The organism is Phytohabitans maris (genome assembly GCF_031085175.1).
GTDB classification, from domain to species: domain Bacteria; phylum Actinomycetota; class Actinomycetes; order Mycobacteriales; family Micromonosporaceae; genus Phytohabitans; species Phytohabitans maris.
Window position 1 is genome coordinate 20,134 of sequence record NZ_JAVHUY010000063.1, and the last position, 13,852, is coordinate 33,985.

Here is a 13,852-nt window from a genome sequence, read left to right on the forward strand (position 1 = left end):
ATATGCGGGCGTCCAAAATATGGACGTCAGATAGTTGGTCGTCCTAGCATCTCGGTCATGAGTCTCCACGCGCCGACCCACCCCGTACGGTTCGTGACGGCGGCCAGCCTCTTCGACGGGCACGATGCCGCTATCAACGTGATGCGCCGGCTGCTGCAGGGCCAGGGCGCGGAGGTCGTACACCTGGGCCACGACCGCGGCGTGGAGGAGGTCGTCACCGCGGCGCTCCAGGAGGACGTCCAGGGCATCGCCGTTTCGTCGTACCAGGGCGGTCACGTGGAGTACTTCGAGTACCTGGCGGACCGTCTCGCCGAGCGCGGCGCCGGCCACGTCCGGATCTACGGCGGTGGCGGCGGCACGATCGTGCCGGAGGAGGTCGCCCGGCTCGCCGCGCGGGGCGTGCGGATCTTCACGCCGCAGGACGGGCAGCGCCTGGGCCTGCCCGGCATGATCAACGAACTGATCCGCGAGTGCGACGTGGACACGTCCGGCCAGCGGGTCGACCTCGCCGCGCTGCTGGCCGGTGAGGAGACCGCGCTGGCCCGCGCGATCACGGTCCTGCAGGCCGGCGCCGACCCGGCCCTGGCGGCGGCGGTCGGCGAGGCGGCGGACCAGCGCGCGGTCCCGGTGCTGGGCATCACCGGCACGGGCGGGTCGGGCAAGTCGTCGCTGACCGACGAGCTGGTGCGGCGGCTGCGCCGGGACGCCGAAGACAAGCTGCGGGTGGCGGTCATCGCGATCGACCCGACCCGCCGGCGCGGGCGCGGGGCGCTGCTCGGCGACCGGATCCGGATGAACAGCATCGCGCCCGGCGTCGTGTACTTCCGGTCGCTGGCCACCCGCCGCCAGGACGGCACGGTGCCCGATCACCTCGCCGACGTGATCGCGGCGTGCAAGGCCGCCGGCAACGACCTCGTCATCGTGGAGACGCCGGGCGTCGGGCAGGGCGACGCCGCCATCACCTCGTACTCGACCGTCTCGCTGTATGTCATGACGCCGGACTTCGGCGCCGCCAGCCAGCTCGAAAAGATCGACATGCTCGACCTGGCCGACGTCGTGGCCATCAACAAGTTCGAGCGCCGGGGTGGCGAGGACGCCCGCCGCGACGTGGCCCGGCAGCTGGTGCGCAACCGGGAGAGCTTCGGCACCCCGTGGCAGGAGATGCCGGTCTTCGGGACGAGCGCCGCGCGGTACGGCGACGACGGGGTGACCGCCCTCTACCACCACCTCAAGGACCTGCTGTTGGCGCACGGGCTGCCCGCTTTCCCCGGTGTGCTGGACTCCGTCGCGGGCCGGGTCTCCACCGGGCTCACGTCCGCCCTGCCGGCGGGGCGGGAGCGTTACCTGAGCGAGGTGGCCGAGGCCGTGCGCGGATACCACGCGACGACGGGGGCGCAGGCCGCCGTGGCCCGGCGCCGGCAGCATCTCGCCACGACCCGCGAGCTGCTGCCGGAAGACGGGGCGGTCGCCGGCTTGCTGGAGGCCACCGAACGCGAGCTCGCCGGCGACGTACGCGAGCTGCTCGACCAATGGCCGGCGACCCGCGCGGCGTACCAGGCGGACGAGCTCGTCTACCGCGTGCGGGACGCCGAGATCCGGGCCCCGCTGACCCGGCAGACCCTGTCCGGCAGCCGGATCCCGCGGGTCGCGGTGCCGCGGGTGGAGGACCACGGCGAGCTGGTGCGGTTCCTGCGGGCGGAGAACCTGCCCGGTGCCTTCCCGTTCACCGCCGGGGTGTTCCCGCTCAAGCGGACGGGCGAGGCGCCGGCCCGCATGTTCGCGGGGGAAGGCGACGCGTTCCGCACCAACCGGCGCTTCCACCTGCTCAGCGCCGACCAGCCCGCCACGCGCCTGTCGACCGCGTTCGACTCGGTGACGCTGTACGGCCGCGATCCCGAGCTCCGGCCCGACGTCTACGGCAAGGTCGGCACGTCCGGGGTGTCGATCGCGACGCTCGACGACATGCGCGAGCTGTACGCGGGCTTCGACCTCTGCGACCCCAAGACCTCGGTCTCCATGACGATCAACGGGCCGGCGCCGACGATCCTCGCGATGTTCCTCAACGCCGCGATCGACCAGCAGACGGCCGCGTTCACCGCCGCACACGGGCGCGACCCGGACGAGGACGAGCTGGCCGCCATCCGCGCCCGCACGCTCTCGACCGTGCGGGGCACCGTGCAGGCCGACATCCTCAAGGAGGACCAGGGGCAGAACACCTGCATCTTCTCCACCGAGTTCGCGCTGCGGTGCATGGCCGACGTGCAGCAGTGGTTCATCGCGAACCGGGTGCGCAACTTCTACTCGATCAGCATCAGCGGCTACCACATCGCCGAGGCCGGGGCCAACCCGATCAGCCAGCTCGCGTTCACGCTCGCGAACGGGTTCACGTACGTCGAGGCGTACCGCGCCCGCGGCATGGCCGTCGACGATTTCGCGCCCAACCTGTCGTTCTTCTTCTCCAACGGGATGGACGCCGAGTACACGGTGATCGGCCGCGTGGCGCGGCGGATATGGGCGATCGCGATGCGCGAGCTGTACGGGGCCGGCGAGCGGTCGCAGAAGCTCAAATACCACATCCAGACGTCGGGCCGGTCGCTGCACGCGCAGGAGATGGACTTCAACGACATCCGCACCACCCTGCAGGCGCTGTGCGCGATCTACGACAATGCCAACAGCTTGCACACCAACGCCTACGACGAGGCGGTGACCACGCCGACCGCGCAGTCGGTACGCCGCGCGCTCGCCATCCAGATGATCATCGACGCCGAGTGGGGGCTGGCCGCCACCGAGAACGCGCTCCAGGGTTCGTACATCGTGGACACCCTGACCGACCTCGTCGAGGAGGCGGTGCTCGCCGAGTTCGACCAGATGTCACAGCGCGGCGGCGTCCTCGGCGCCATGGAGACCGGCTACCAGCGCGGCCGCATCCAGGACGAGTCGATGCTCTACGAGCAGCGCAAGCACGACGGCTCGCTGCCCATCATCGGCGTCAACACCTTCCTGGGTACGGCCGAGAGCGAGACGGCCACCACGACGCTGGAGCTGGCCCGGGCCACCGAGGCGGAGAAACGGTCGCAGATCGAGCGCCTCGCCGACTTCAAGGCACGGCACGCGGCCGACGCTCCCGCCGCCCTCGACCGGCTCAAGGCGGCAGCCAGCACGGGCGGCAACACGTTCGAAGCGCTGATGGACGCCGTCCGGCACTGCACGCTCGGCCAGATCACCGAGGCGTTCTTCGAGGTCGGCGGCCAGTACCGGCGGAATGTCTGAAGGCCGGCCAGATGAGGGAGAAGCGGTCGTGAGTGGATCCACATTCGACCTCTACCAGCTGCCGGAGAGGTACCAGGAGTTGCGGGACGTGGTCCGCACGCTGGCCGACAACAAGATCGCCCCGCACGCGGCCGACGTGGACGAGCGGTCCCGGTTTCCGATCGAGGCGTACGACGCGTTGCGAGCCGCCGACCTCCACGCTCCACACATCGCGGAGGAGTACGACGGAGCCGGTGCCGACGCGCTGGCGACCTGCGTCGTGATCGAGGAGATCGCGCGTGCGTGCGCTTCCTCCGCACTGATCCCCGCGGTCAACAAGCTGGGCACCCTGCCCCTGATCCTGGCCGGCTCCGCCGAGATCAAGCGTCGCTACCTGCCGGTCGTGGCACGGGGCGAGGCGATGTTCTCGTACGGACTCTCCGAACGGGAGGCCGGCTCGGACACCGCGAGCATGCGCACCCGCGCGGTCGCCGACGGCGACGGCTGGGTGCTGAGCGGTCAGAAGTCCTGGATCACCAACGCGGGTGTCTCCCACTACTACACCGTGCTGGCGGTCACCGACCCGGACGGGCAGCGCGGCCGCAACGTCACCGCGTTCGTGGTGGAGGATGGCGACCGCGGCTTCTCCGTCGGCGAGCCGGAACGCAAGTTGGGCATCAAGGGCTCCCCCACCCGGGAACTGTTCTTCGACGAGGTCCGCATCGGCGACGACCGCAGGATCGGCCAGGTCGGCGACGGCCTGAAGATCGCCCTCCGGACCCTCGACCACACCCGGATAACGATCGGCGCGCAGGCCGTCGGCATCGCTCAAGGCGCTCTCGACCACACCGTGGCGTACGTCAAGCAGCGGCGCCAGTTCGGCAAGGCGGTCGCGGAGTTCCAAGGCGTACAGTTCATGCTCGCCGACATGGCGATGACGTTGCAGGCGGCCCGCCAGACGGTATACGCCGCCGCGGCCAAGTCGGAACGCGAGGACGCCGACCTGTCGTTCTTCGGCGCCGCCGCCAAGTGCTACGCCTCCGACGTTGCGATGCGGATCACCGTCGACGCGGTGCAGCTGCTCGGGGGCGCCGGCTACGTCAAGGACTTCCCGCTGGAACGCATGATGCGCGACGCCAAAATCACCCAGATCTATGAAGGCACCAACCAGATACAACGCCTCGTCATGGCCCGCCACCTCCTGCGTACGTGACCGCGGCTCGCCGCACAGTGTGACGATCGCTCTGCCTACCCATCGGAAGGACGCCCCATGACCGCAGCCGAAAAGATCCTCATCCTGGATGGCGCCCGCACGCCGATCGGAAGCTTCGGCGGGGTGTTCAAGGACGTGCCCGGCTACGAGCTGGGCGCGGTGGCCGCGAAGGAAGCGCTGCGTCGATCCGCCGTCGACGCCGCCGACATCGACGAGGTCGTCATGGGCTGCATCGGTCAGGTCGGCCCCGACGCGTACAACGCGCGGCGCGTCGCGCTGGCCGCCGGCCTCCCCACGAGCACACCCGCGTACACCGTGAACCGGCTCTGCGGATCCGGCCTGCAGGCGATCTGGTCCGCCGCGATGCAGATGCGCTGGGGCGGCGTCGACCTCGCCCTGGCTGGCGGCGACGAATCCATGACGCGGATGCCGTTCTACGACTTCGACGCGCGCACCGGCTACAAGCTCGGCAACCACACCCTCGTCGACGGCACCGTCATGATGCTCACCGATCCCTTCCACCACATCCACATGGGAGTCACCGCCGAGAACGTGGCCAAGAGATACGACGTGTCGCGGCAGGCTCAGGACGACTTCGCGTGCCTCTCCCAACAGCGCGCCGCCTCCCCCGCGGCCAAGGCCGCGTTCGCCGAGGAGATCGTGCCCGTCGAGGTCGGTGGCCGGAAGCCGCACACCGTATCGGTCGACGAGCACCCCAAGCCGGAAACCACCATCGAGGTACTCGCCTCGCTACGCCCGGCGTTCACAAAGGACGGTACCGTCACCGCCGGCAACGCCTCCGGCATCAACGACGGGGCCGCGGCCGTCGTCCTCGCCCGGGAGTCGGTAGCGGCCGAACGCGGTCTGCCCGGCCTCGTCACGCTCGAAGCCGTCACCACCGCGGCGCTGGAGCCCGAGCTGATGGGCTACGCGCCCACACCCGCCCTCCAGAAGCTCTTCAAACAGACCGGCACCCAACCCGGCGACATCGACATCGTCGAGCTCAACGAGGCCTTCGCCGCCCAGGCCGTCGCCGTCATCCGCGACGCCAAGCTCGACCCGGAACGGACCAACCCGTACGGCGGCGCCATCGCGCTGGGCCACCCGGTCGGCGCCACCGGCGCCATCCTCACCATCCGCGTCGCCAAACACCTCCAGCGCACGGACGGCGAGCTCGGCATCGTCACCATGTGCATCGGCGGCGGGCAGGCCCTGGCCGCGTTGTTCCGCCGAGCCTCCTGACGGCTCCGCCGGCTCCCTACGCCGGGACGAGCACCGTACGGCCGGGCACCCCGTCCCGTAGGTCCCGCAGCGCGAGGTTCACCTCGCTCATCGGGCGGGTCCGGGTGACCAGCTCGTCGAGCTTGAACCGTCCGGCCAGGTACAGCTCCACGATGCGCGGGAAGTCCTGCCAGGGCCGGGCCCAGGCCATCCCCCCGCGGGTGACGGACTTGGTGATGGACGCGGGGTAGCTGACCTCACTGCCGGGCGGGGCGAGGCCGACGATGGTCAGCTGGCCGCCGTTCGCCGTCGCGTCGAAGGCTTGCCGGATCGTCACGGGCGTGGAGACCGCCTCGAACCCGAAGTCGACGCCCCGGCCACCGGTCAGCGACAGCACCTGCGCCACCCAGTCCGGCGCCGAGGCGTCGACGGTGTGCGTCGCGCCGAACAGCTCCGCCGTGGCCAGCTTCGCCGCCCCGATGTCGACCGCGATGATCGTCGTCGCGGCGGCCAGAAACGCCGACTGGATGACGTTCAGACCCACGCCGCCCGCGCCGACGACGAGGACGGAGGCACCCGGATGCACCTTCGCCACGTTGAAGACGGCGCTGTAGCCGGTGGTGACGCCGCAGCCGATCAGGCAGGCCCGGTCGAGCGGCATGTCCGCACGGACCTTCACGCAGCCGCTCTCCGGTACCACGATGGCGTCGGCGAACGACGAGCAGTACGCCATGTGGTGGACCGCCCGCCCGTCCACGGAGAACCTGGTGGTGCCGTCGGCCAGGTAGCCCTGGTGCAGCTCGGCACAGCGCGCCGGCCGGCCGGAGCGGCAGGTCGGGCAGCGGCCACAGCCCGGGTAGATGTTGATGATCACGTGGTCGCCGGGGGCCACCGCCCGGACGTCGGAGCCGACCCGCTCGACGACGCCCGCGGCCTCGTGGCCCGGGATGATCGGCAACGGCGGCCGCCGCGCGCCGTGCGGGCCGGGAATCTCCAGGCTTCCGTCGACCAGGTGCAGGTCGGACCCGCACAGTCCGCTCGCCGCGACCCGCACCACCACCTCGTCCGCCCGGGGTGCGTCGAGTGAGACCGTCACCAGCTCCAGCGGACCGGGCGGGGCGTACAGCACCGCGGCCTGGATCTCCACCTACGCCTCCCATCGCCAGGATCTACATGAGACTGTGGCTCACCGCGAAGGCGGCCTTCGAGCACCTGGCCGGCTGAGCGTCGGCATCTCCACGTCACGGTCCCAGTCCCGCCGGGTATCCGTATTGGCGCGCAGCGTGTGTTTCTGGATCTTGCCGGTCGGCGTCTTCGGCATCTCCGCGAGAACCTCCACGAACCGCGGCAGCATGAACCGCGGCATCTGCTCGCCGACCAGGAAGTCCAACAGGCCCCGCGGGTCGACCGCCTGCCCGGGCTTGGCCACCACGCACACCTTCACCTCGTCCTCGCTCCACTCCGAGGGGGCCGGGATGGCGGCGCACTCCAGGACGGGTTCGTACCGCAGCACGTACGCCTCCACCTCCGTGGAGGAGATGTTTTCGCCACGGCGGCGGATGCTGTCGCGCACCCGGTCGACGAAGTAGTACTCGCCGTCCGCGTCCCGCCGGAACCCGTCGCCGGTGTGGAACCACAGGTTGCGCCATGCCCGCACGGTGGCTTCCGGGGCGCCGAAGTACCCGGTGAACGTGGTCCACGGCACGGTGGGCCGGACCACGAGCTCCCCCACCTGGCCGACCGGCACCTCTCGGTCCAGCGCGTCGACGATGCGCAGCTCGAACTCGGGGAACGGCCTGCCGCACGCCGCCGGATCCCGCGGCGACAGCTCGGTGCGGCTCACCACGCCGAGCTCGGTCATGCCGTAGACGCTGTAGGCCCGAAGGCCGAAGCGCCGCTCGAAGTCCTCGAGATTCTTGAGCAAAGGCACCATCGACGCTATCCGCAACGGGTTGTCCGCGTCGTCCGGCGCCGGCTCCTGGCGGTAGACGAAGTTGGCCGTCGCCCCGAGGAAATGCGTCACCGTGCAGCCGTACTCGCGGATCTCGCGCCAGAACGAGCTGGTCGAGAACGTCTCCCGCAGCACCACCCGGGCCCCGGCGCGGGCTATGCCGTGCGTCCAGAACGTCCCCGCGATGTGAAACAGCGGGTACGGCAGGTAGAGCGCGTCGTCCTTCGTCAGCAGATCGTCCGGCGGCGAGACGTGGTCCGCGCCGTTCGCGTACATCTGCCAGGTGAGCATCGCGGCCTTGGCCACACCGACGGTACCCGACGTGTAGACCACCATGGCGAGGTCGTGCGGCCGCGGGCCGTCCAGCGGCTCGATCTCGTCGACGCCGTCGACCAGCGCCTGACCGTCCACAAAGGTCAGTGTGGCCGCTGGCGGGGGTTCGAACGGACCGCCGACCGTGATGATCGTCTTCAGCCGGCTGAGCCGGTCGGCGACGTCGAGCACGGCCGGGATCCAACGGACGTGACAGACCAGCAGCTCCGCCTGAGCGTTCTCCAGGGTCGCCGCCAGGATCGAGCCGCGGAACTCGGTGTTCACCGGGACATCGGTCGCTCTCAGCCAGCCGAGGCCGATCCAGATGTTGACGCTTTCCACGCAGGTGGGCGTAAACCGTGACACCCGGTCGCCCGCCTTCACCCCGAGCGAGCGGAACGCCATCGCCCACCGCGTCGCGCGGTCGTGGGTTTCCGCGTAGGTCTGTGCCCCGCCGCCGACCTCCTGGACGAAGACGCGCTCGCCGTGCTCGCCTGCGTGGCCCGCGACGACCTGCGGGAGGAGCGCTGCCGGTCCCTGGTGGTTCACGTTTCCTCCTCGTCCCGCCGCCACCGGGAAGTCCGATCCGGCCGGGGAATGGCGTCCAGCAGGTCCATCGGCGGCACGTCGTCGGCCAGCGCTCCGATCGCGGCCAGGCCGGCATCGTCCAGCACGACGTCCAAGCAGCCCAGGTTCTCCAGGAGCTGTTTCTGGCTCTGGACCCCGAACACCGGAACGACACACGGCGCCACCTGCCGGATCCAGGCAAGCGCCACCTGGCTGGCGCGGAGACCGTACCCGGACGCGAGATCCCGGAATCGGCCGGCGAAAGCGAACCGCGCGCCCCAGTGCCCATCGTTGAACCAGGGCGTGTACCGCCGGTAGTCACCCTCGGGAAGGTCGGCCGGCGCCGGCGGATGGTCGGTGAGGAAGCCCTGGGCGAGCGGCGCCCACGCCATGCCGGCGATCCCGAGCCGGTCGCAGGTGGCCGCGATGGATCCGCCGGGTTCCCGGGCCAGGACGCTGAACGGGAACTGAGCCACGCTCAGCTTGGCCCGGCCGGCGAACGCGGTGAGCTCGGCCGGCGTGACGTTGGAGACGCCGATGGCCCGCGCTCGTCCACTGTCGACCAGCCCGGTGAGCGCGGCCGCCGTCTCGTCCAATCCGGTCGACGGATCGGGAAAGTGCAGCATCACCACGTCGACGTGGTCCGTGCCGAGCGTACGCAGGGTCCCGTCCAGGCTCTCCCGGAGGAAGCCCGCACTGGCATCGCGGACCCGACGGCTGGCGGCGGAGTCGTCGTGGCGGAGGCCGACCTTCGCACAGAGGACGATCTCGTCCCGCCGCCCCCGCAGGATGTCCCGCATGGCCTCGGCGAAGGCGGCATCCGCCCGGCCGTTGCCGTACGACGCGGCACCGTCGAAAAAGGTTATCCCCCGGTCGAACGCCGCACGGACAGCGTCCTTCGCCGCGTCCGTGTCCGGACCCCAGTCGCCCCCCAACTGGTGCGTTCCCACGCACAGCGCAGACACGCTGAGACCGGATTCGCCGAGCGGGACCCTCTGCGACACATACTCCCGCGCCATGTCAGAACGCCGAGATTCCGCCGTTGACGCTGATCGACTGCCCGGTGATCCGGGCGGCGTCAGCACTGGCCAGAAACACGATCAGGCCGGCCAGGTCATCGGGCTCCGCGACGCCCAGGTGGGCGGCGGCCATCGCCTTCTGGAAGAGCTTGGCGCTGAACGGCTGCGCCATCGTGCGGTCGTAGCCGCCGGTATCGCGGATGAGCGACGGCGTGACGGCGTTGACCCGGATGTTGTCCCGCTTCGCCTCCATGGCCAGAGTCCGGGAGAACATGGTGATGGCGGCCATGGCAGCGCCGATGACGGCTTCGCCGGGTGTCGGGACCTTGGCGGCGTCCGAAGCGACATTGATGATCACCCCGCCACCGCCGCTCCGCATCGACGGCAGGACCGCGCGGCACAGATGCAGCACCCCGACAAGTTGCGCGCTGACCCCGTCGCGGAGGTTTTCGATCGGGTACTCGTGAAAAAGCGCCGGCACCGACGGTCCACTGATCGTGTTGACGAGCACGTCGACCGTACCGAACTCCTCGACCGCCCGGCGGGCCACGGCCAGCGCCCCGGCGGGCTCGTTGAGGTCGGCGCGGACGAAGCGGGGCCGCGCGTCGGGGTAGGCCGCGGCGATGCGGTCCACGGCCCGCCGTCCTCTCTGCTCGTCACGGCCGGCGAGCACGAACCGCCGCGTACCGGCGGCCGCGAACCGCAGCGCGGCGCGGATGGCGACCTCGGACGTTCCGCCGCCGAGCACGACGCAGGCGTCACTCACCGGCTTGGCGGGTCTGCTGGGTGGATTGGGCAAGCTCATGCTCGGGTGCGTCCTCCTCGGTGGACTGGAACTCAGCGCCCAGGTACGCCTCGATGACCAAGGGGTCGTTGCGCACCTCGCCCGGCGTGCCGTGGGCTATCTTGCGGCCGAAGTCCAGTACGACGATCTCCTCGGCAAGGCCCATGATGACGTTCATGTCGTGCTCGACCATCAGCACGTTCACGTCGTGGTCGTCGACGTAGCGCAGCACCAGGTCGGACAGCTCGGCCTTCTCCCGGCTGTCCATGCCGGCCATCGGCTCGTCCAGCAGCAACAGCTTGGGGTCCTGCACCAGAGCGCGGGCGAGCTCGACCTTCTTGCGGACGCCGTACGGCAGCGAGCGCACCTCCTCGTACCGCAGCGGGGCGAGCCCGCAGTCCTCCAGGATCCCGCCGACGTACTCGCGCTGCTCCCGCTCCTCCCGGCGGGCCCGGGGTCCGCGCAGCATCCCCGCGAGCATCCCGGTCCGGGTGTGCTGGTACCGCCCGAGGAGCACATTCTCCTCCACTGTGGACTCGGGCAGCAGCGCGAGGTTCTGGAAGGTGCGGGCGATCCCCTGCCGGGCGATCTGGTGCGGTCGCTGGCCGAGCAGGCTGCGGCCGCCGCACGTGACGGTGCCCCGGGTCGGTCGCTGCACCCCCGTGATGCAGTTGAACAGCGTCGACTTGCCCGCGCCGTTGGGACCGATGACCGCCGCTATCCGCCGGGCCGACAGCGTGAAGGAGACATCGTTGAGGGCGTGGACGCCGCCGAACGTCACGGTCAGGTTCTCCACGGCGAGGATCCGGCTGTCGGCGGCCATCAGCCGACCTCCGTCCGGCGGGCATCGGCCGGGACAGCCTGGCCGCCGCCGAGGTACCGGCTCTCGACCTCGGGATCGTGCAGCAGCGCGTCGCTGTCGCCGGAGTACGCGATGCGGCCGTTCTCGAGCACGTAGGCGTAGTCGGAGAACTTGAGCGCGAGCCGGGCATTCTGCTCCACCAGCAGGACACCGACGTGGGTGTCGCGGCGCAGCACCTCCAACTGCTCCACGATCCAGTAGACCACCTTCGGCGCCAGTCCCAGGGACAGTTCGTCGATCATCAGTACCCGCGGCCCGGTCATCAGCGCCCGGCAGATCGCCAGCATCTGCTGCTCACCGCCGGACAGCCAGCCACCCTGCATGTCCAGCCGCCCGCGCAGCGCCGGAAACAGGCTCAGCGCCTGTTCGATCCGGTCGCCGGCGCTCCCCCGCGCGGCACGCGGCACGGCCACCTTGAGGTTTTCCCGGACGGTCAGCTCCGAGAAGATCTTGCGGCCCTCCGGGACGTGGGCGATGCCGGCACGCACCACCTCCTGGGGGCTCATCGCGCCGACGTTCCGGCCGTCGAACCGGATGGTGCCCGAGACCGCGCGCCCCCGGTAGAGGTCGAGCACCCGCGAGAGCGCGCGGATCGTCGTGCTCTTCCCCGCGCCGTTCGGGCCCATGAGCGCGACCCGCTGACCCGGCGCCACCCGCAGCGAGATGCCGTCCAGGGCACGCGCGCCGGAATACTCGACCACCAGGTCGGTCACCGTGAGGCCGTCGTCGTCCGTGCTCCGCCCGGCCATCACGCGTCCCGCCCGGCGGGTGCGCGCCGCGGTATCACCAACGCCGCCCGGGCCGCGATCATGGACATTTCCGCGAGACCCCCCGGTCGCAGCACGATGATGAGGATGATGGCGAGGCCGAACACGACATTGTTGAAGCCGTCCTTGTTGTCGTAGAACCAGCCTGACCCGGCCTGGTTCGACAGCGTCTCGATGAGCTTGGGCAACGCCGTCCAGATGGCCACGCCGACCACGGATCCCGCCACCGTCGAGGAGCCGCCGATCACGATGATCGCGATGAGCTGGATGGCGAGGTCCAGGGTGAACAGGTCGACCGTCGTCGTGGTCAGGTAGTACGCGTAGAGGATGCCGGCGAGGGTGGTCAGCGCGGAGCTCAGCGCGTACACCTTGACCTTGGTGACGCCGACGTTGATCCCCGCTGCCGCGGCGGCGAACTCCTGGTCCCGTATGGCCACCAGGACCCGGCCCTGCCGGCCTCGTGAGAGACTGCCGACCGCGTAGACGACCAGGATCGTGATGGCCATCAGCAGGCCGTACCACGCGATGTCGGTGTCTATCGGGTACCCGAAGACGCTCACCGGCGGGTAGCCGATCCCGGCGTACCCGAAGGTGTCGGAGTACTCCAGGTACGCGAAGACCGCGATGAAGTGGAAGGCGAGCGTGGCCAGCAGGGCGTAGAGGCCCTTCAGCGACAGCGACGGCAGCCCGACCACCGCGCCGACGAGCGCGCCGACGGCCAGGCCCAGGGCGAGGACGGCCAGGAAGGGCAGTTCCAGCCTGGTGCCGAACAGGCCGCCCAACGCCGCGCCGAGAGCGTAGAACCCGGCCGATCCGATGGAGATGAGCCCGGCCCGCCCGGTCAGCAGGTGCAGCGCGAGCGCGGCCAGCAGGGTGATGAGCGCGAAGTTGACGTCGAGCAGGGAGATGTGGAGAAACCAGCCGCCCTGGATGCCCCAGACGCCACCGGCGGCGAGCAGCGGCAGCACCACACCGGCGGCCACCTTCGCGGCCGGCGCGCGCACCCTCGCCACCCAGCGGGACGCGGTCATGCCCGCATCGCCTCTCTCGTTCCGAGGATGCCCTGCGGGCGAAGCAGCAGGACGGCCAGGAGCACCGCGTACACGACGGCGATCGCGGCCTGCTGGCTGGCGTACGCCTCGGCCAACTTCTCCAGGACGCCGACCAGGATGCCACCCACGATCGCCCCCTGCACGCTGCTGATACCGCCGATGATGACGGCGGGGAACGCGATCAGGGCCAGGTTGGACAGCTGCACCGACACCACCGAGGTGCTGGCCAGCAGGACGCCGGCGACGGCCGCCAGCAGGGCGCCCACGCCGAACGCGACGGCGTAGATCCGGCTGGCGTTGACGCCGGACAGGATGGACGCCTCCATCTGGTTGGCCACCGCCCGCATCTGCAGCCCGAGCGACGACCGGGTGAAGAACAGGCCGAACAGCAGCAGGCAGACGACCGCGATGCCGATCGTCAGCAGGTCCGACACGGCGATCCGGACCGAGCCGATGTCGACCGCGTTGCTCGGGATCGGGCCGTCGAACTGCCGGGGGTCGGGACCGTAGAGGATCAGTATCAGCGCGCGCAGCGCCAGGCCGAGCCCGATGGTGGTCATGACCGTGGCGAGCAGCGGCTTGCCCATCATCGGCCGGATGATCAGGTAGTGCACGAGCACGCCCAGGATCGGGACGATGACCAGGACCGCCACGATCGCGAGCCAGCCCGCGCCGAGGGCCGCGGTCAACGACGTCAGGAGAAAGGCGCTGAGTGCCACGAACTCGCCGTGCGCGAAGTTGAACACACCTGTGGACTTGTAGACGAGCACCAGCCCGATGGCGACAAGCCCGTAGATACTGCCGGTGGCGATGCCACTCACGATGTCCTGGATGAAGCTAGCCACCGTGCGCACC

The 13,852-nt window shown here is 70.3% G+C and carries 11 protein-coding genes; 3 read left to right on the top strand and 8 right to left on the bottom strand.

Annotation, left to right across the window (positions count from 1 at the left end; genetic code table 11):
• Positions 1-57: 57 nt before the first annotated feature.
• From icmF to RB614_RS40665, 3 genes are read left to right on the top strand one after another with little or no spacing between them, the layout of a single operon-like run.
• Positions 58-3,270, top strand: coding sequence for a fused isobutyryl-CoA mutase/GTPase IcmF (gene icmF / locus RB614_RS40655; protein ID WP_308718065.1), 3,213 nt, complete (start codon positions 58-60; stop codon positions 3,268-3,270).
• Positions 3,263-4,462, top strand: a complete 1,200-nt coding sequence (locus tag RB614_RS40660) for an acyl-CoA dehydrogenase family protein (protein WP_308718066.1) — start codon at positions 3,263-3,265, stop codon at positions 4,460-4,462. The genes icmF and RB614_RS40660 overlap by 8 nt, the downstream gene beginning before the upstream one ends.
• Positions 4,463-4,519: 57 nt before the next feature.
• On the top strand, positions 4,520-5,704 hold the full coding sequence (locus RB614_RS40665; RefSeq protein ID WP_308718067.1) for a thiolase family protein: 1,185 nt from the start codon (positions 4,520-4,522) through the stop codon (positions 5,702-5,704).
• Positions 5,705-5,720: 16 nt separating this feature from the next.
• Here RB614_RS40665 and RB614_RS40670 read toward each other — a convergent pair whose 3' ends face one another.
• Genes RB614_RS40670 through RB614_RS40705 form a run of 8 tightly spaced genes read right to left on the bottom strand, consistent with a single transcriptional unit; the run spans position 5,721 to position 13,842 of the window.
• On the bottom strand, positions 5,721-6,830 hold the full coding sequence (locus RB614_RS40670; protein WP_308718068.1) for an alcohol dehydrogenase catalytic domain-containing protein: 1,110 nt from the start codon (positions 6,828-6,830) through the stop codon (positions 5,721-5,723).
• A gap of 39 nt (positions 6,831-6,869) precedes the next feature.
• Positions 6,870-8,495 carry an AMP-binding protein gene (locus RB614_RS40675; protein WP_308718069.1) on the bottom strand — a complete coding sequence of 542 codons (1,626 nt, stop codon included), beginning with the start codon at positions 8,493-8,495 and terminating at the stop codon, positions 6,870-6,872.
• On the bottom strand, positions 8,492-9,478 hold the full coding sequence (locus RB614_RS40680; protein ID WP_308718070.1) for an aldo/keto reductase: 987 nt from the start codon (positions 9,476-9,478) through the stop codon (positions 8,492-8,494). The genes RB614_RS40675 and RB614_RS40680 overlap by 4 nt, the downstream gene beginning before the upstream one ends.
• A 55-nt stretch (positions 9,479-9,533) precedes the next feature.
• Positions 9,534-10,298: an SDR family NAD(P)-dependent oxidoreductase gene (locus RB614_RS40685; protein WP_308718071.1), complete on the bottom strand. Its 765-nt coding sequence runs from the start codon at positions 10,296-10,298 to the stop codon at positions 9,534-9,536.
• Positions 10,291-11,139 (bottom strand): ABC transporter ATP-binding protein, encoded by an 849-nt coding sequence (locus tag RB614_RS40690; protein WP_308718072.1) that lies wholly within the window; start codon positions 11,137-11,139, stop codon positions 10,291-10,293. Before RB614_RS40690 ends, RB614_RS40685 begins: the two co-directional genes overlap by 8 nt.
• Positions 11,139-11,927 (bottom strand): ABC transporter ATP-binding protein, encoded by a 789-nt coding sequence (locus RB614_RS40695; RefSeq protein ID WP_308718073.1) that lies wholly within the window; start codon positions 11,925-11,927, stop codon positions 11,139-11,141. The genes RB614_RS40690 and RB614_RS40695 overlap by 1 nt, the downstream gene beginning before the upstream one ends.
• Positions 11,927-12,976 carry a branched-chain amino acid ABC transporter permease gene (locus RB614_RS40700; RefSeq protein WP_308718074.1) on the bottom strand — a complete coding sequence of 350 codons (1,050 nt, stop codon included), beginning with the start codon at positions 12,974-12,976 and terminating at the stop codon, positions 11,927-11,929. The genes RB614_RS40695 and RB614_RS40700 overlap by 1 nt, the downstream gene beginning before the upstream one ends.
• On the bottom strand, positions 12,973-13,842 hold the full coding sequence (locus RB614_RS40705) for a branched-chain amino acid ABC transporter permease (RefSeq protein ID WP_308718075.1): 870 nt from the start codon (positions 13,840-13,842) through the stop codon (positions 12,973-12,975). Before RB614_RS40705 ends, RB614_RS40700 begins: the two co-directional genes overlap by 4 nt.
• Positions 13,843-13,852 lie beyond the last annotated feature (10 nt).